Source organism: Aquirufa sp. TARAVU-A1A, from assembly GCF_054558675.1.
The window spans coordinates 396617-415556 of sequence record NZ_JBPXKP010000002.1 but is presented as its reverse complement, the minus strand read 5'-3'; the positions used below and the strand labels follow the sequence as shown (position 1 = coordinate 415556).

The following is an 18940-nucleotide window of genomic DNA, read 5'->3' as shown; positions in this document are numbered from 1 at the left end:
CTTAGTTATGCGGTATTTGTTTTTTTGTTTGTTCTTGATTGCCTGTAAACCCAATTACAACGTTGATCCATCTCAAGTGGAAAAAGCCTTACGCGCTCAAGAAAAGGAATATCCCGAAACCAAGATTTTAGGCGAAACCCGACTTGGGAATTTTGAAATCACCCTCGCCAAAGAAACCCCTTTACATCGCATTAATTTTGTCCGCTTGGTGAAGATGGGTTATTTCACCGACCGCTATTTTTATCGGAATGTCTATGAAATCGGCATGCAGGGTGGGGGAGAGTTTGCGGATCGTTTGGCCTATTTAGTTCCGGCGGAATATCCTGATCATCTGACACCTGAACGCGGGACGATTGCCATGGCGCGATACGATGAAGGTAACCCGGAAAAAGCGTCTTCTCCTACGGAATTTTTCATTGTCACCAATACGGAACAAGCAGCCCGATTTTATAAGCAATATGTGGTTTTTGGCAAGATTACGAAAGGCTTAGCTGTCATCGATTCGATACAAAAACAACGCTCTTTTGATGAAAAACCGGTTATTCCTGTCAAGTTTACGCTGTCTTTGTTGAAGGACGAATAAGGCTCGCAATGCCGGCGAATGCCATGACCAATAAACATCCCAATACATTCAGCCACAAAAAGGCCATCAAATCAATGTACCAGGCATAAATTACAAGGGCTTCTGCAACCAATGCTGCCCAAAATACCTGATTCCCCGACGTCCTAGGCAAATAAAAGGCACATAAAAATACCCCCAAAATCGTCCCGTAAAACCAGGATCCCAAGATATTCACTACCTCAATTAAGCTTCCCATATTGACAGCAAATTGAGCTACAATCAGACACAGAATTCCCCAGCCCATAGTAATCAATTTAGAAACCCACCAATAATGCTGGTTTGAGCCATCCGTATGCATAAAGCGCTGGTAAATGTCCACCATACTCGTGGACGTCAGCGAACCAAAAGCCGAGGCCATAGATCCCATGGAGGCCAACAAAATCATAGCGATTAAAAAGCCGACAATTCCTACAGGAAGATGGTCCGTGATAAATCGTAAAAAGACATAATTCGTATCCTGTTCCTCGAATTCAGTATGCGACTTTTTGATCTCCGTCACCGCCTGACTTCTCAATTCCTTTTGCTTTCCTTGCAAATCTTGTATGGATGTTTGCAGTTGGTGAGTCTTTACATCATCATTCGATTTTATCGCCCGCACCAATTCAATTTCCTGCTGTTTTTTTGCCTCAAATACCTGGTGGTGTTCGGTATTAACTTGCTTGTAATTCGCTTGTTGGCTCCATAATCGCTCCGAATTCTTATTAAAAAATATCGGAGCTTCTTGAAACTGATAAAAGATGTAAACAAAAATGCCCACCAACAGAATTAAGAATTGCATCGGGATTTTTAGCAAACCATTCAATAATAGGCCTTTCTTGCTCGCGGTGGCAGATTGGCCAGAAAGATAGCGACCCACTTGACTTTGGTCTGTACCAAAATAAGAAAGTTGCAGAAAGAATCCACCGATGATCCCCGACCAAATATTATACCGGTTATTGATGTCGAATTTCCAGTCGATCAAGTTGATCTTACCCATTTTCCCTGCAATAAGTAGGGATTCATGCACGCCAATTTCCTCAGGTAATTGGTGAATGATAAGGACTGCGGCGAGGAACATGCCGGCAAGTACCACCGACATTTGTAGCATTTGGGTGTATGAAATGGCTTTGGAACCTCCCAACATACAATAAGTAGTTACGAGCGTTGCCGTAAGCGCATTGGTCCAGGATAAATTCCAACCTAATAAAGTGGACAATATAATGGATGGGGCAGCAATGGTTACTCCTGTCGATAATGCACGCGGAATCAAGAACAATAAACTTGTTAGTATACGGGTTTTCGAATCAAAACGTTGTTCGAGAAATTGGTACGCCGTGTAAACTTTCAGTCGGTAGTAATTAGGTATAAACGTGACAGAAAGAATAATCATCGCGATGGGTAATCCCAAATAGAATTGCACAAAGCGCATGCCATCCGTGTAGGCTTGGCCTGGTGCTGATAAAAACGTAATTGCAGACGCTTGAGTCGCCATGACAGAAAGCAATACATGATACCAAGGCAATTCGCGGTCGGCCAGTAGAAATCCTTGCAAGGAGTGTTTGGATTGCTTTCCGCGGTAAATGCCATACATGACAATCCCGCCAATAGTACCTAACATGACAATCCAGTCAGCTATATTCATGATTTATTGATAGATAGCGCTGAAAATTAAAAAGAATGCGATTAAGCCAAGCAAGAAAATGCCTAGCGAAATGTACCAAATTGACCAATTGGGGACCTCTTGTTTCGATTCTGTTTCCATGACTTAGGTTTAGCGCTTTGAAATTACATATAAATCCTTGATTATTTTGGAAAGCCTATTGGAATAATACATTTTGCTTCTTACCTTTGCAGTCCAAATTACGCGGGTGTGGTGGAATTGGTAGACATACCAGACTTAGGATCTGGCGCCGCGAGGCATGGGGGTTCGAGTCCCTCCACCCGTACCAAGGCAAGCCCTCAACACCGATAGGTTTTTGAGGGCTTTTTTTAATTGATTAAATAAACAATTCTATATGAACATTTCACTCAATAAAGCAAGTGATTTACAAGGTCGTTTGACTGTTGTTGTAACGGAGGCCGATTACAAAGAAAAAGTAGAGGCTAAATTGAAAGACTACCGCAAAAAGGCGTCAATCAAGGGTTTTCGTCCAGGTATGGTTCCTGCAACATTAATTAAGAAATTGTACGGTCAATCAGCCTTAGTGGATGAAATTAATCACGAATTAGGCCATGCGGTTAGTGATTACATCAAAGAAAACAAGTTGAACTTAGTAGGTGAGCCCTTGCCAGCTGTAGAAGAGGCAGATGCAATCGACTGGGAAAAAGATACAGAATTTACCTTTCATTATGATTTAGGTTTTCACGGAGATTTCACTGTGGATTTAGCTAAGATGAAAGCGATTCAATCGTATGAAATTAAGGCCGACAAGAAAGAAATCGATGAGACGATTGAAAACTTGAAGAAGCAATTTGGTGAGCAAACGCATCCTGAGTCGGTAGAAGACCGAGACTTGGTTTTTGGAACGTTTACGCAAGGTGACTGGGTTGAGAAATCGGCTATCCCAATGCACGCGATTCAAGATAAATCAAAGAAAGTTTTCATCGGCGCAAAGAAAGGCGACACCTTGAAATTTGCGATCGATAAAGTATTTGTTGATGCGAAAGCTTTGGCATTAGCGACAGGAAAGAAAGAAGAAGAAGTTGCTGAATTGAAAGGTGAAGTTTCTTACGTAGTAGAAGATATTACTCGTCAAGTGCCATCGGAATTAAACGTAGGGTTTTTTGATAAGGTTTTAGGACCAGGAAAAGCGACTGATGAGAAATCATTCCGTGCAGAGGTTGAAACCATTGTAGGTGAAAATTATGCGCGCGAAGCGAAATACTTATTACGCATCGATGCAGAGAAAGCTATTTTAGAATCAGTGAAAATTGATTTGCCAGAAGAATTCTTACGTACTTGGTTAATCCGTATCAACGAAGGTAAATTTACACCGGAGCAAATTGATCAAGATTTTGATAATGTGAAGCGTGATATCCGTTGGAACTTAATCAAAAATGAAATCGCTGAGAAATTCGAAGTGAAAGTTGATTACCCAGAGGTCGTTGAGAAGGCGAAAGATATGGTACGTCAGCAGTTTGGCGGTTATTTATCATCTGACCAACCGGGTATCGAAGAGATGATTGAGAAAATCGCGATGGGTTATTTGAGCGACAAGTCGAAGGGAGATAACTTTATGAACTTGTACAATCAAGCATTCTCGGACAAAGTATCAAATGCGATTGTGGAAAATATTCCAAACAAAACGACTAAAATTGATGTTGAGAAATTTAAAGAAATCGCAGCGGCGCTTTAATTTTCGATTTGTCACAATATTTTTGAAAACCCCGCTCCTTGCGGGGTTTTCTGTGAACTAAGGTTCGTACATTTGTGTTTTGCGTATTTAATGCCAAAATATTTTAAATTTGATTTTTAAACATTGAATCCTATGTATCCAAAAGAATTATCAGGAGAAGAGTTTCGTAAATATGCAGTACATCACCGTGGATTAAACGGTTTAGCTGTAGATCAATATATGAACCACATCGGCGATCGTCCGATGCATCAAATTGAAGACATGACACAATACATCATTGAGGAGCGCCCGATGCGTTTCGCTCAAATCGATGTATTCTCACGTTTGATCATGGATCGAATCATTTTCATGGGAGTTCCTGTGGATGATTACATGGCCAATATTATCGTGGCTCAATTGTTATTTATGGAATCTACGGATGCCAAAAAAGACATTGTCATGTATATCAATAGCCCAGGGGGATCGGTTTATGCTGGTTTGGGGATTTATGATACGATGAATTACATCCGTCCGGAAGTAGCGACTGTTTGTACATCATTAGCTGCTTCGATGGGCGCTGTTTTATTAGCAGGTGGTGCAGCAGGAAAGCGTTCTGCGCTTGAGCATGCGCGTGTGATGATTCACCAACCTTCAGGTGGCGCACAAGGTCAATCACGTGACATTGAAATTACAGCTCGTGAAATCGTTAAAATTCGTCAGGAGTTGTATGAAATTTTAGCCAAACATTCGGGTAAAACATTTGAAGAAATTGAGCGTGACTCGGATCGTGACTATTGGATGAAAGCGGCTGAGGCTAAAGAATATGGTCTGATTGATGAGATTTTAACCCGTACGGTATAATTCATGGCGAGTAATAAAAAAGTTAGTTGTTCATTTTGTGGTCGAAGTCAATCCGCTATCGAGAGTCAAAACGGTGGTCCATTGCTTTTTGGTATTGAAGGAGCTATTTGTGGATCTTGTATTCAAAATGGCTATGAAATCATACACGAAGGTGATGTGAAATCGGGGGATTCAACGTCTAAGCAGCAATTTGAATTGGTGAAACCGAAAGACTTGAAGGCCTATTTAGATGAGTATGTGATCGGACAAGAAGAGGCGAAACGTCATCTTTCTGTAGCTGTTTATAATCATTACAAGCGTTTAATGCAGCCTGCTTCCGCGGATGATGTGAAGATTGAAAAGTCAAATATCTTGATGGTTGGCGAAACAGGCACGGGTAAAACCTATTTAGCTCGAACGTTGGCGCAAAAATTACAAGTTCCTTTTTGTATCGCAGATGCCACGGTAATTACCGAGGCGGGTTATGTGGGTGAGGATGTGGAAACCATTTTAACGCGTTTGCTTCAAGCGGCGAATTACGATGTAGAGAAAGCGGAATGTGGGATTGTCTTCATTGATGAGATTGATAAAATTGCGCGTAAATCGGATAATCCTTCCATCACACGTGATGTGTCGGGGGAAGGTGTCCAACAAGCTTTGTTGAAATTATTGGAAGGATCGATTGTCAATGTGCCACCTCAGGGAGGTCGGAAACATCCGGATCAAAAAATGATCGCTGTGAACACGGAGAATATTTTATTTATCTGTGGAGGCGCTTTTGATGGCATTGACCGCCATATTTCGAAGCGTTTAAATGCACGTCCGATTGGTTTCTCGGGCGATGATACATTCCATGATTCCTTCGAGAAGGATCAGATTATGAAGTATGTTTCGGCGCAAGATTTGAAGTCTTTTGGCTTAATTCCTGAATTATTGGGTCGTTTGCCGGTAGTTACTTTCTTGAATCCATTGGATGCGAAGGCTTTGTTGTCGATTTTGACAGAACCTAAGAATGCCTTGGTCAAACAGTATGAGAAATTGTTCTCGATGGAAGGTGTCACATTGCATTTTTCACCTGAGGCGTTAAGTTATATTGTGGAACAAGCGATGCAATATAAATTAGGTGCACGTGGATTGCGTTCCATCATGGAGGCCATCATGACAGATGCGATGTTTGAAATTCCATCGCAGACTGAAATCAAAGATTTTACCATTGATTTAGATTATGCCAAAGCAAAGTTTGAGCGTACTGTTTTTCACCAAATGAAAGTTGTTGCATAACATGAAAAGGATCGTATTTTTATTGACTCTAGCGATTTTGGCTAGTTCCTGTGCGAAAAAGGTAGCTGTTGCTGCTTTCGCACCTTCAGCTGTATCTGCTGAGCCTGCAAAAGCACCCGTAAACGAAGTTGAAAAGCAACGTGTGATGAATGAGCTTGCTCCAGCGAATAATAAAAATCAACCTGCTCCCAATCACGTCCAACAAAATAGCATCGAGGCGTCTATGCCTGCGGTAGCGGCACCTGTTGCTCCAAAAGCGCAAGAGGAATCTTCGGCATTACATATAGACCGCGTATTGGATGCTGCTCCTGTTAAGGCTTATGTTCAGAAAGCTTCTTTCAAGAAGTATACGGCTAATCCGCAAGGTCCCAAAAACTGGGCCCCCCAATTGAAAATCGGATTGACCTTATTGGCCATTGGTGTTGTTTTAGCTGTTTTCGGCTTAGGCTTTGTTGGTGGACTCGCTGCGCTCATCGGTTTATGTTTCACCATTGTAGGACTTTTGGTTACCTATTAGGATGAGGCCATCGCTGGTTTTTTTACATGGTTTTGGCGAGGATGCTCAGATGTGGGATGATTTTATTCCGGGTCGGTTTGCTGATGGGACCTTACATATTCCTAATTACGCTGATTGGGCTGATTGTTCAAGTATCTCGGTGTATGCGCGAAAAATCGAAGAGAGCCTTCCACAAAATGGGACCTTCGTTCTAATTGGTCATTCCATGGGTGGCTACATTGCCTTAGAAATAGCCAAACAATTTCCAGAACGAATTCAAGGTGTTGTGATGTTGCATTCTACTCCGCTTGCTGATTCAAGAGAAAAGCAAGCCCAACGGGATAAAACGGCAGCTTTCATACAAGAACACGGTTCTGAGACCTTTATTCGTTCTTTTGTCACGAATTTGTTTGCCCCTGAATTTGTGGTCGCCCATCGGCATTTGATGGAAAAATTAGCTGATCGTTATGTTACGATCTCCCAAGCAGGTTTAGTTGCTGCAACTTTGGCCATGAAAGTTCGAGCTGATTTGGTCGGATTCGTACAGTCTACCAATATCCCGATGTTATATGTGTTAGGCGAAAAAGACCCCTTGATTCCCACGGATTCGATTGTAGAAGTTTTGAAAGGGAAAGCCCAACATAAATACGTAATTTTATCGGCCGTTGCGCATCAAGGTTGCTATGAAGCTCCTGAGGAAACGTATGCGGCGATTAATCAATTTATCAACGAGATTCATGCCTAAGATTATCGTGGCCCTTGATGGCTATTCTTCTTGTGGAAAAAGTACAACGGCCAAACGCGTAGCCGCCAAATTGCATTATGCATTTGTGGATACAGGCGCGATGTATCGGGCTGTAGCATTGTATTTTCATCGGAATCAGGTTGATTTGGCCAACAAAGAAGCTGTGGCAGAAGCCTTGAAACATATAGACATTACGTTTGAATTTAATCAACAACGACAAGCCTCAGATACCATTTTGAATGGGGAGAATGTGGAGGTTGAAATTCGCAAAATGTATATTTCAGAAATGGTTAGCCAAGTTGCTGCTATTACGATTGTACGTAGGGCGATGGTCGCTCAGCAGCAGCAGATGGGGAAGAAAAAGGGGATCGTGATGGATGGTCGTGATGTAGGAACCGTCGTTTTCCCAGACGCAGAAGTGAAAATCTTTATGACGGCGCAGCCGCATATCCGTGCCCAACGCAGAAAATTGGAATTGTTGCAGAAAGGGGAGGACTTGCCCTTAGAAGATATCATTGAAAATTTACGTATGCGAGACGAGATTGACTCCAATCGAGAAGAAGGTCCACTTAAGCGTGCGGATGATGCAATTGATTTAGATACCTCTTTCCGCAGCATGGACGAGCAGGTGGATTTTGTCTTAGCACAAGTTGAACGGGTCAAACGTGAAAACAAATAAACCCTATTTACTGGTTGGACAAGGAATCGCAGGAACTGTTCTCGCGCATCATTTCTTACAGGCCAATATCCCTTTTGAGATTTGGGATTCGCCCAGACATTTTAACTCATCATTTGCCGCGGGCGGGATATTTAATCCTGTGACGGGTCGTAAACTCGAAAAAACCTGGATGGCTGAGGCCTTATTTGATTATCTATTTCCCTTTTATCAACAATTAGAGGCTACATTAGGTAAGGCTTTTTTTTATCCAATGCTTTTGTTTCGTCCTTTTGCGAATGCAGAAATGAGGCAATGGTTAATGGATCGAAAGCAGGAAATAAACCATGATTTTTTGGATTGGACGGAAGAAGGAGTTTGGGTAAAACAAGCTGGATGGGTTGATGCAGCTAGTTTGTTGGAATCTTCAAAAAGCTATTTTGCCAATTTAGGGATCTTTGCTGAACGAACATTTCAGGAAGAAGATGCTGATGATTTCGAAGCCGTTATTTATTGTGAAGGTTTTCATGCCACCCAAAATCCAATTTGGAATAAATTGCCATTCCTTCCAGCCAAAGGGGAATTAATTCGATTTCATTCCAACGAACCAACTCGTGATTCTATTTTAAACAAAAATGGATTTATCCTTCCCTTACCTGATGGTGCGTTCAAGGTGGGTGCAACCTACCGTTGGGATGAATTTACTCCATTTCCTACGGCATCCTCCCGAGATGAGCTTATGTCCAAATTAACGAGTATGGGTGTTTCTGAATATGAGCTATTGGAAACCTATGTAGGAATTAGGCCAGCTACACAGGATCGTCGTCCTTTTGTAGGGATGCTTACAGAAAACCTAGGGATATTCAATGGATTTGGTTCGAAAGGGGTGTCCTTAAGTCCTTATTTTGCTCGTTCCTTTGTACAAGCTATCTTGGGGGAGAAAGAACTTGAACCTGAAGTTTCAATTCGTCGCTATTCGCATTTATTTTCGGTATAAATCCTTAAATTTGATTTCGTGTAAAATTATACCGGATGCGCTTATTCCGTTTGCTTTTTTTAGGCCTGTGTTCGTTGCTATTTGTTCAGCAATTGGACGCTCAGGATTTTTATCCAAGCCAGCGCGCTTGGGATAAAACGCGCATTCAACATCAGAAATTTGCTTGGAAATACTTAGCTAATCAAAACTTTGAAGTCTATTATTTTGGCAAGCATGAAGCGTTAGCGCGAACTACCTTGCAAATTCTGGATGCTGATTTTCAGCGAATAACGAATTTACTTTCGTATACACCTTATCAAAAGACACGAATCTTTGTTTACCCATCAGGAAATGAATTATCACAGTCCAATAGTGGGATTAGTTACTCAACCGCGCAGGAAGCTGCCGAGGAAAATCGCGCTAAATTTCGGATTGAAATTGCCTATCAAAATCAATTTCAGGAGTATAAGTTAAATGTGCTAAAACAGCTGTCTCAAGTTTATTTACATGATATTTTGTTTGGAGGAAGCATTAAAGATGCCTTGCAAAATTCACTCTTGTTATCCGTTCCAGAATGGTTCACCTCGGGTCTCGCTGCATATCTAGCTGCGGGTGAAACAGCACAGATGAATCAGTACATGTACCAAGTTGTCGTTGCGAACAAGGTTAGAAAGCCAGTTTTGGCGCGTGGCATAGAGGCTGAGTTTATTGGGCAATCAATTTGGTCTTATATTGCAAAAACCTACGGGGCAAATCAGATTGGTAATATTGTGAATCTGACGCGCATTATTCGAAATGAACAGTCAAGTATTTCAAGTACGCTGCGCAAACCTATCGCGAAATTCTTAAAAGAATGGTTTGAATTTTATGTGAGTGAGGCGAAGCAATACGATGTTAATGTCCAAGATGATGCTAAAAAAACATTATTAGCCTTCGATATAACACAAGGCGAACAACTGCGTGATATTCAGTTGAGTCCTGATGGCAATTGGTTTGTGTATTTACTCGAAGATTCGGGTAGATACCGTTTCTTGTTAAAATCATTGACAGGAAATGTGACGAAAGAAATATTCCATACTGGTTTGAAGGATCCACTACGTAAAGAGACACGCGTAATGCCATTAGTCCAATGGGCCGCCAATCAAGATTTGTACATTGTTGCCAATCAAGATGGGAAAAGCTTTCTTCATGTTTTGCAATGGAATAAGCAGAACCTAAAACTTGCTAGCAAGCGAAATCTCGGGGATATTCGTTTCTTAGATTTTGAATTGAACTCGAATGCCCAACGGATGTTGGTTCGTTCATTAAAGCTTGGGCAAGTTGATGTTGGGATCTACGATATTCGTCGGAACCGACTGACTGCCATCACGCAAGATTCGAATCAGGAATCTGAAGCACATTGGTGGGGGAATGACGGTGATCTTGTGTACTTGACAGATCGAATTTCTGACAGTACCTACCTGAAAGAAAAGGGGATGCTTGTGATGAAACATTGGCGTGCTGATGATCCTGCTAATGCCAAAGAATTATTTATGCATAAAGGGATTATTCACAATGTCCGACCTATTGCGGATTCGTTGATTTACTTTCTTAATGAAAATTCCACGGGAAATGAGCTAGTTTCTTACCATAGTCGTGATCAAAAATTATATCAAACCATTATCAAATCCGGAGATTGGGCAGCGTTTAGCTGGGGGAAAGACCAGGTGTTGGTTCAAAATCGATCGATATTGACGGATCAAGTTCAAACTTATGATGTGAAGTCGTTGGTGAGTATCCCGAGCTATTTATGGTACCCCATGTTGCCAGATACGGCGGCTGTTTTGCCAACAAACATCGTGAATGATGAAAATAGACGGGTAGCGGATGTTCGGAAATCCAGGATTGAGCGGCAGCAAGCTTTGCGACTGCGGAAGGATTCGAATCGAATAGTTGGCCCGTTGGACTATCAAAATTCCTTGGTCATTAATGGGTCGGAGGGTAGTTTTAAGATTGATCCTATTCGCGGCTTAGGCTACAGTATGGATGTGAAAATGAATGATTTATTGGAGAATCATTTGTTTAAGGTTGGAGCTTATGTATCTGCTAATATTAAAAATGTAGATCTGTGGGGAGAGTACAATTACTTGGCGAATAAGGTTGATTGGACATTGCGCGTGGACCGAAAGATTTTGGACCAAGAAACAGAATCGCTTGCGCAAAAAATCCGCTACAACCGTGTGGAGCTGAAGGCTGTATATCCGTTTAATTTGTTGAGTAAACTAAGTGTTTCGGGCATGTTTACAAATAATCGGGCGATTGATCAATATAATTTAAGCACCCCTGAAAATGTATCATCCTATGTGGGTGGGCGGTTGGCCTATACATTTGACAATACAGTTCATGTTGCAGAGAATTTGCAGACCGGATTTCGATTATTGACTGGAATTGAGGTTCAGAAGTCGTTTCAACAAACTTCGTTTACGCGAATTACCTTAGATGCGCGCAAGTACCTTAAAATTTCCAATAGTTTATTTTTAGCTACGCGAATCTCAGGTTCACAGGCTGTGGGAAATGCCGCCACACAAACATTATTGGGCGGAATGGATAATTGGTTGTTTATAGACCGCGAAGTACGGAATAAAGAGAATCCTTTAGGGACGGCAGGCATTGCTCAGCGAGATGTTTTTATGAGCGATTTTGCTACCTCTTTGCGTGGATTCAAAATGAATAAATTGTCGGGTAATAGTCATTTGCTCGTCAATGTAGAATTGCGCATGCCGTTGAAATCGCTTTTAGGTCCTAGTTATTCAAAGTCACAATTCTTAAATACATTCCAGATGCTTGGCTTCTTTGATATGGGAAGTGCATGGACAGGCGCAACTCCTTTTTCTCGGACAAATGGATTTAATACAAACACCTATGGAGGGAATACAAATCCATTCCAAGCAACCGTCACGGATTTTCGAAACCCATTCTTATTTGGTTATGGCTTAGGTGCACGAGCCAATGTTGTAGGTTATTTTGTCAAATTGGATTATGCCTATGGTATAGAAAATGATGAAATAAAATCACCTATCACTTATTTAACCTTAGGACATGACTTTTAGGCTGATTATTCTTTTCATTTTTGTACAAGCTCAAGTCTTTGCACAAAGTTTATCTATTTCCAATCTGCCGATTTTACAAATCAATACCAAAGGGGCAACGATTGTCGATGAGCCCAAAATTCCAGCCAAATTCACCTTGTTTGATCGCGGAAAAGGCCAATTGAATCAGCTGACTGATAAACCTGCTTTTAGTTTTTGGGCTGGTATCGAATTTCGGGGAAGCTCTTCGCAAGGCGACTGGTATTTTCTACCAGGATTGGTAAAAAAGCCCTATGGATTTGAAATTTGGACTGATTCGCTTGCCATGATTGCTAGTAAATTGCCAATCGCCCAGTTTTCAGCTGAATCAGACTGGGTTTTAAACGCCTCATACAATGATCGAACTTTTTTGCGGGATGTTTTAGCCCAGCAATTAGCAGGTCAAATGGGCTTGAAAAATTCTAATACACGCTATGTGGAAGTGATTTTGAATGATGCTTATCAAGGCATTTATATCCTCATGGAGAAGATTAAGCAAGGGGGAAATCGTTTGGATATTGCTGATTTAACTCCTACGGATAATGCAGGCGATGAGGTGACTGGAGGATATTTGGTGAAAATCGATAAAACGAGTGGTGCTACCGCGCGCAGTTGGAATAGTGCCTATGTCTCTGGAAAAGGAACAGAAAAGACATTTTTTCAAATTGAATATCCAAAGCCCGAGAATATAACAACGCAGCAATTCACCTACATTAAAAATTACGTCAATACTTTTGAAAAAAGCTTGCAGGAAGAAAGTCCCTTAAAAACGTCCACAAGCTATCGTTCGATGATGGACATGCCTTCCTTTGTGAATTATTTTTTATTGAATGAGCTGACGCGTAACGTAGATGGCTATCGATTGAGTACTTATTTTTATAAGGATAAAGATTCCAAAGGAGGGAAGTTGACCATGGGGCCGGCTTGGGATTATAACTTGTCTTTTGGTAATGCGGATTATTATGATGGTTATTTACCTCAGGGTTGGGTTTATAATAAATTAGAGCTGACTGAAGGGACGCCCGACTACTTTCAAACGCCTTTTTGGTGGGGTAAATTGATGAAAGATTCCGTCTTTGTGAATTCAGTCAAGCGCCGTTGGAATACATTACGGAAAAGCACCTTGAATCCTCCATTGATTTTTAAATTTATGGATTCTACTACAGTGGCTTTGAAAGATCCCATGCAACGTAATTTTGGCCGTTTTCCGCTGTATGGGAAAAAGGTTTGGCCCAATTATTATGTTGGGAATAATGCGAATGAGGAATTATTTTGGATGGAGAATTGGATTTCCGCACGCATAACTTGGCTTGATGCTGCGATAGCCAAGTTGGATGCGACGATTGTTTTAGGCCAACAGGAGGAGCCTGTCATTCGAGCATTTCCCAATCCCGCTGGGCAAATGATTAATTTGGAGTTTCCTCTGCAAGAAGATGCGAATCTTAGGTTGGAATTATTCGACTTGCTGGGTAGCGTTGTTTTGAGCCGACCATTGGGGCATCATAATAAAGGACCCTTGATTATTCCGCTTGATATTTCGACTCTAGTACCTGGTCGTTATGTGATTACAGTCCTGAAGGATAATGAACTACTTTACCGATTCCCAATCATTAAAAGTTTGGACTAAGTTCTACTTTATTTAATTTTGTTTCATGTCTCATAGCATTGATATATTAGCCTTACTAGCTGCAACGCGCAAAGCGTCAACCCAATTAGCCTCAGCGACTAGCAATACCAAAATTGCTGTTTTAAATCGTTTAGCTGAATTGTTAATTGAACAACGGGATACGATCATTTCTGAGAATGCCAAGGATTTGGCCAATATGGATTCTCAAAATCCGATGCGCGATCGTCTTTTATTGACAGAGGCTCGTATCGAAGCATTGGCAGCGAGTTTACATGATGTGGCGGCATTGCCAGACCCATCTGGTCAGGTATTACTCGATAAAACGCTTTCAAACGGCTTGCATCTGCAGAAGATTGCCGTGCCATTAGGGGTTGTAGGGGTAATTTACGAATCTCGTCCCAATGTGACGATTGATGTCGCTGCCTTATGTATTCGTTCGGGAAATGCGGCTGTTTTACGCGGAGGAACGGATGCTTGGTTTACGAATCAGGTTTTGGTGGGGTTGATTCATCAAGCCTTAGCGTCCCAACAATTATCGACAGACCTCGTGCGTCTTTTGCCCACGGATCGCGCACATGTGACGACATTGCTCCAGGCGACAAAATACATTGATGTCATTATTCCAAGAGGTTCGGATGCTTTGATCCAACGGGTTCGTCGGGAATCATTAGTTCCTACGATTGAGACAGGAGCCGGTGTTTGTCATACCTATGTAGCGGAAAGCGCGAACCTAGAAATGGCTGTTCCGATCGTAGTAAATGCCAAAGTTTCACGGCCATCCGTATGTAATTCATTGGATACCGTCATCGTGCATCGGTCTCAATTAACTGATTTCGTTCAAAAGATTGCTGCCGATTTTATTCAATATAAGGTTCAAATTTTTGCCGAATCGGCTGCTTTCGATGCCTTGAGTGCCATTCAATATCCGTATTTACATCGCGCTGAATCGGCTGATTTTGGTCGGGAATTCTTGGATTTTGCTTGTTCGATGAAGGTAGTTGATGACTTAGCCGAGGCATTGAACCATATCGATCAATTCTCTTCGCGTCATTCGGAAGCCATTGTGACTGAAGATGCTGCTGAAGCGCAATTATTCTTGCAGGCGGTTGACGCGGCTGCGGTATATTGGAATGCATCGACCCGATTTACGGATGGTGGCGTTTTTGATTTAGGTGCTGAAATTGGAATATCCACCCAAAAGCTACATGCCCGTGGTCCATTTGCGTTGGAAAAATTGGTGACGGAGAAATGGGTGATTCAGGGGTCAGGTCAAATTCGCTAGCCTAAAATTCGTGGTCTAAGCCTAATTTTTGTTTTAGCTCTCCTAGTAAAGGATGTTTTTGGACTAAGAAATCGTATTTGTCCGACTGCGTGTAAAGCAGTTTTTTGTCTCCATCAGTTTGAGCCGTGACATCCAAGACGATGTCAATGGCATAGTTCTGTAAGCGTTCACGTAATGTCCCCAAAACCTCCATGCGCAATTGCTCATTGAAATGTTGAACCTGCACTTCGTTTTCAACTTTAATGTGTGCAACCGTGCCGACTAATTCGATCGGTCGGTCCATCATCACAAATTTGTTAATCAAATTCGCGTCCTTGTATTTTTGGGCGATCTCATTCCATACGCCTAAGAATTTGGGAAGGTCAAAGTCTTGGTTGTTGAAATCGTTCGCTACAGCTTGCTCTTTAATCTCATTTTCCTGCGCTTTAGGTTTGATCACACTCTTGCTGGAGCGTAAGCCTCCTAGGCTAGCAGCGGGACTGGGAGCAACCGGTTTTGGTACATCATTTACCTGTGGAGCTATAGGCTCGCTTGTGACAACAGGCGTTTCTATCACGGCTGCTGCTGTGACTGTTTCAATGGCTGGAGCTGCTGTAACAGGTGTTGGCTGTGTTTTGGCCCCAGCGCTTTTAGCTTGGGGCTCAGGCTTTTTTCCGCTACTGCCCTCCGTGGCGAGTTGGTAAACAGACGGTAAATAATTGATTTTTAACAAGCAGAGTTCGAGGTGGAGTCGGGCGTTTTTCGCCGACTTATAATTGCTCTCGCAGGTAGAACAAATGTTCATCGCAGAAAGCAAGAAAGATGTACTCGTTAATTCGGCTTGTTGCTTGAACTTCGCGCGGGATTCGTCGGAGATTTCCATCAATGCCAAGGTCTGTGGATCTTTGGCAAAAAGTAAATTCCGAAGGTGTTCCATGAAACCGCTGATGAATTGCTGGCCATCAAAACCTTTTCGCATGATTTCGTCCAATAAAACGAGCGTCTCTACATGGTTTTGTTGGATCAAATGATTCGTCAAGCTCACATAATAATCACTATCCAAGATGTGTAAGTTCTCTAACACATCTTTATGACGTAAGGCATTGTCAGTAGAGAAGGTGACATTCAAATCGAACATCGAAAGTGCATCACGCAAACCGCCGTCGGCCTTGATCGCAATCAATTCCAAAGCTGATGGTTCTGCTTGAATATTTTCCTTTACTGCGATGTTAGCAAGATGATCGGCCATGTCTTTCCACTGAATCCGATTGAAATCGAATATCTGGCAACGAGAAAGGATGGTTGGCAAAATTTTATGCTTCTCCGTCGTAGCTAAAATGAAAATGGCATAGGACGGTGGTTCTTCCAAAGTTTTCAAAAAGGCATTGAATGCCGCAGCTGAAAGCATGTGAACCTCATCAATGATGTAAATTTTATAACGACCACGTTGAGGTGGATAGCGCACTTGATCAATCAAGTTACGGATGTCATCCACCGAGTTGTTGGACGCCGCATCAAGTTCATGAATCGTTAGGGAAGTATTGTCTTGGAAGGATTGGCAAGATGGGCATGTGCCACAAGCCTCACCATCGGTTCCGATGTTTTCGCAATTAATTGTTTTCGCTAAAATACGCGCACAAGTCGTTTTACCTACTCCACGAGGGCCACAGAACAAGAAAGCTTGTGCCAAATGGTTTGACTTAATCGCATTCTTTAAGGTGGTGGTAATGTGACTTTGGCCTACGACCGAATCAAATTGGGTAGGTCGGTATTTTCGTGCTGAAACAATGAAATTTTCCATACTGCAAGTTAACTTTTACGCGAGCAAATTCCAATAAGCTAGTTGGGTAAATGCAAGATTGCACTGACAGGAAAATGATCAGTTGGGAATCGTCCCGCCCATGTCTCGGAATGCGTCGCATGTTGACTACATGTGACCCCATTTTTCACGAAAATATAGTCGATGTGTTTGCCTTCTTGTTCCTGCTTAAAGCCATTGAATGAGCTGTAAGGGCCATAATGTCCTCCTGTACTAATGGTTTCGCTGTCCGTAAGGCGATTTGGATTTGACTTATCTAATATGATTTGAATCGGTTCGTCATCCGGTGTTGCATTAAAATCTCCTGTGATGATGGCGGGCGATTTTCCAGCGATTTCGGCTACTTTGGCGAGGACTAGTTTCGCACTTTCTCTACGAGCGACCTTGCCTAAATGGTCGAAATGCGTATTAAAGACAAAGAATTTCTTGCCCGATTTGATTTCTTTGAATTCACCCCAAGTAACTACGCGGCGGCAGGCGGCGTCCCAACCAAATCCTACTTTTTCACAGGAATCGGATAGCCAAAACGTCTTTTCGCGTATGAGTTTGAATTTGGCTTTGTTGTAAAATAGGGGAGAGAACTCTCCAGCTTCTTTTCCGTCATCACGGCCTTTGCCAAACCAGGCATAACCAGGGAGCACTTTTGCGAAGTCTTTAATTTGGTGTACAAAGGCCTCTTGCATTCCGATGATATCTGCTTGGTGATATTGAATCAATTCTGCACAATGTTTCGCGCGGTATTTCCATTGATCTTGACCATCCGACTCGGTATCTAAGCGAATATTAAAAGTCATGGCTTTGATTTGTCCCTGGCTTTGAAAGCCTAGTAAGATGAATAGTAAGATACAGCTCAAGGTTTTCATAATATGTTCGATTTGAGGCCAAACGCGGTCTTTTTTGCCATTTTGGATGACGAAATCAGAGCCACGTAGGTATTGTTCTGGTTGAGGTTGTAGGTCAATCATCTGCATGATTTCCATGTAAGATGATTTATTCCTTTTTTGAATATGTTGAATTCGCTCATCTAGTGGGCATGCCACAGCAATGAGTTGTTTGAGCAGTTCTGGTTTATTTCGCGAGGTAATTAATGCCGACTCGTATAAATAAAACGGGGCATCTTCTGCATTTTCAAGCCAATGTACGGCTGCTTTGCGTACTGCGGGGTGAATAATCGCATTGAGTTTTTGGATATCTCCAGGGTATTTTTGCAAGAGACCTTTCATCCAGGGACGATTATAGCTGCCGTCTGGAAGATAGGCTCTTGGACCGAATTCCTCGATAATGGCGGCTTTCACTTCGGGGTCATGGTCGCAAATGTTCCGCGCATGTGCATCTGCTTCAAAAACAGGAATTCCCAGGATAGAAAAAATCCGACAAATCGTTGATTTGCCGGATCCTATTCCGCCTGTAATGCCAATAAAGGGTTTCAGGCCTTGTTCGTTCATCTTATTCTTCGGTTAAGCGAGAGGATGCGTCTTTTGAGATAGCTGATTTTTCGAATACCATGCGCACTCCTTTGCTAGCATCTACTTCTACAACAATCGTTTTTTCACGAATGGAAACAACACTTCCGTGCGCACCACCAATTGTTACGACCTTATCACCCGTTTTTAATTCTGAGATAAATTTTTGTGCTTCTTTCGCCTTTTTTTGTTGGGGACGAATCATGAAGAAATAAAATACCACAAAAATACCGCCGAAAAGTACGATTTGCATGATTTGTGGATTAGCTTCTAATAATAACATAGGACTATTTTTTTTGAGGTAAAACTTCTATTTTGAACGCAACCATGTTGTCGGCTGGTAATGTATTCGCATAAGCTGTAACTGTTTTTTGAACTTTCCCTTCCTTGCCGTGTGAATCAAAGGTTACCTTGATGAAACCTTTTTTTCCAGGTTGTACGAGATCCTTTGACCATTTAGGTGTTGTGCATCCACAAGAGGAATTCACAGAACTAATCTGCAAAGGGAGGTTTCCTTTATTGCGAAAGTGGAAGGTGTAGGAAATGCTATCGCCTTCCGTAATTCGACCTAAATAAACCAAAGGCTGGTCAAAAACCATTTGAGGGCGTTTTTCAATCGAAGGACGCAAAGCGATTGGGATAGCATTCTCAGCATCACTCAATGACTCTTTTTGTTTGTTGGTACATCCCAACAACAAAACCAAGGCTCCTAAACAAATCGAAAAACGAAGCAT

Annotated in this window: 16 protein-coding genes and 1 tRNA gene; 12 read left to right on the top strand and 5 right to left on the bottom strand. The window is 42.0% G+C overall.

What is annotated here, in order from left to right; genetic code table 11:
• Window positions 1–7: 7 nt before the first annotated feature.
• Window positions 8–583 carry a peptidylprolyl isomerase gene (locus tag V7S75_RS04460; RefSeq protein WP_459511714.1) on the top strand — a complete coding sequence of 192 codons (576 nt, stop codon included), beginning with the start codon at window positions 8–10 and terminating at the stop codon, window positions 581–583.
• On the opposite strand, the gene V7S75_RS04455 is transcribed toward V7S75_RS04460, so the two are convergent.
• A complete protein-coding gene (locus V7S75_RS04455; protein WP_459511713.1) occupies window positions 555–2243 on the bottom strand; it encodes a sodium:solute symporter family protein in 1689 nt (562 codons plus the stop codon). The genes V7S75_RS04460 and V7S75_RS04455 overlap by 29 nt on opposite strands.
• Window positions 2244–2465: 222 nt before the next feature.
• On the opposite strand from V7S75_RS04455, the gene V7S75_RS04450 reads away from it, so the two are divergent.
• The 11 genes from V7S75_RS04450 to V7S75_RS04400 all read left to right on the top strand — a co-directional run bounded on the left by V7S75_RS04450 (window position 2466) and on the right by V7S75_RS04400 (window position 14945).
• Window positions 2466–2550, top strand: a tRNA-Leu gene (locus tag V7S75_RS04450).
• A gap of 66 nt (window positions 2551–2616) precedes the next feature.
• Window positions 2617–3957, top strand: coding sequence for a trigger factor (locus tag V7S75_RS04445; protein ID WP_459511711.1), 1341 nt, complete (start codon window positions 2617–2619; stop codon window positions 3955–3957).
• Window positions 3958–4089: 132 nt separating this feature from the next.
• Window positions 4090–4797, top strand: coding sequence for a ClpP family protease (locus tag V7S75_RS04440; protein ID WP_377975112.1), 708 nt, complete (start codon window positions 4090–4092; stop codon window positions 4795–4797).
• Between the two features lie 3 nt (window positions 4798–4800).
• Complete coding sequence (gene clpX / locus V7S75_RS04435; protein WP_459511710.1) at window positions 4801–6057, top strand: ATP-dependent Clp protease ATP-binding subunit ClpX; 1257 nt, start codon at window positions 4801–4803, stop codon at window positions 6055–6057.
• Between the two features lies 1 nt (window position 6058).
• Window positions 6059–6574 carry a hypothetical protein gene (locus V7S75_RS04430; protein ID WP_459511709.1) on the top strand — a complete coding sequence of 172 codons (516 nt, stop codon included), beginning with the start codon at window positions 6059–6061 and terminating at the stop codon, window positions 6572–6574.
• 1 nt (window position 6575) lies between these two features.
• The gene (locus V7S75_RS04425) at window positions 6576–7298 is read left to right on the top strand and encodes an alpha/beta fold hydrolase (protein ID WP_459511707.1); all 723 of its coding nucleotides are present in this window, start codon (window positions 6576–6578) and stop codon (window positions 7296–7298) included.
• On the top strand, window positions 7291–7977 hold the full coding sequence (gene cmk, locus V7S75_RS04420; protein WP_459511705.1) for a (d)CMP kinase: 687 nt from the start codon (window positions 7291–7293) through the stop codon (window positions 7975–7977). Before V7S75_RS04425 ends, cmk begins: the two co-directional genes overlap by 8 nt.
• Window positions 7964–8950 carry an NAD(P)/FAD-dependent oxidoreductase gene (locus V7S75_RS04415; RefSeq protein WP_459511704.1) on the top strand — a complete coding sequence of 329 codons (987 nt, stop codon included), beginning with the start codon at window positions 7964–7966 and terminating at the stop codon, window positions 8948–8950. The genes cmk and V7S75_RS04415 overlap by 14 nt, the downstream gene beginning before the upstream one ends.
• A gap of 35 nt (window positions 8951–8985) precedes the next feature.
• Window positions 8986–12018 carry a BamA/TamA family outer membrane protein gene (locus tag V7S75_RS04410; protein ID WP_459511702.1) on the top strand — a complete coding sequence of 1011 codons (3033 nt, stop codon included), beginning with the start codon at window positions 8986–8988 and terminating at the stop codon, window positions 12016–12018.
• Window positions 12008–13663, top strand: coding sequence for a CotH kinase family protein (locus V7S75_RS04405; RefSeq protein WP_459511701.1), 1656 nt, complete (start codon window positions 12008–12010; stop codon window positions 13661–13663). The genes V7S75_RS04410 and V7S75_RS04405 overlap by 11 nt, the downstream gene beginning before the upstream one ends.
• 25 nt (window positions 13664–13688) lie before the next feature.
• The gene (locus tag V7S75_RS04400) at window positions 13689–14945 is read left to right on the top strand and encodes a glutamate-5-semialdehyde dehydrogenase (RefSeq protein ID WP_459511700.1); all 1257 of its coding nucleotides are present in this window, start codon (window positions 13689–13691) and stop codon (window positions 14943–14945) included.
• A 1-nt stretch (window position 14946) separates the two neighbouring features.
• Here V7S75_RS04400 and V7S75_RS04395 read toward each other — a convergent pair whose 3' ends face one another.
• From V7S75_RS04395 to V7S75_RS04380, 4 genes are read right to left on the bottom strand one after another with little or no spacing between them, the layout of a single operon-like run.
• Window positions 14947–16725: a DNA polymerase III subunit gamma/tau gene (locus V7S75_RS04395; RefSeq protein ID WP_459511698.1), complete on the bottom strand. Its 1779-nt coding sequence runs from the start codon at window positions 16723–16725 to the stop codon at window positions 14947–14949.
• Between the two features lie 38 nt (window positions 16726–16763).
• Window positions 16764–18188 (bottom strand): dephospho-CoA kinase, encoded by a 1425-nt coding sequence (gene coaE / locus V7S75_RS04390; protein ID WP_459511697.1) that lies wholly within the window; start codon window positions 18186–18188, stop codon window positions 16764–16766.
• A 1-nt stretch (window position 18189) separates the two neighbouring features.
• On the bottom strand, window positions 18190–18489 hold the full coding sequence (gene yajC / locus V7S75_RS04385) for a preprotein translocase subunit YajC (RefSeq protein WP_459494271.1): 300 nt from the start codon (window positions 18487–18489) through the stop codon (window positions 18190–18192).
• Window positions 18490–18493: 4 nt separating this feature from the next.
• Window positions 18494–18940 carry a DUF1573 domain-containing protein gene (locus V7S75_RS04380; protein ID WP_459511696.1) on the bottom strand — a complete coding sequence of 149 codons (447 nt, stop codon included), beginning with the start codon at window positions 18938–18940 and terminating at the stop codon, window positions 18494–18496.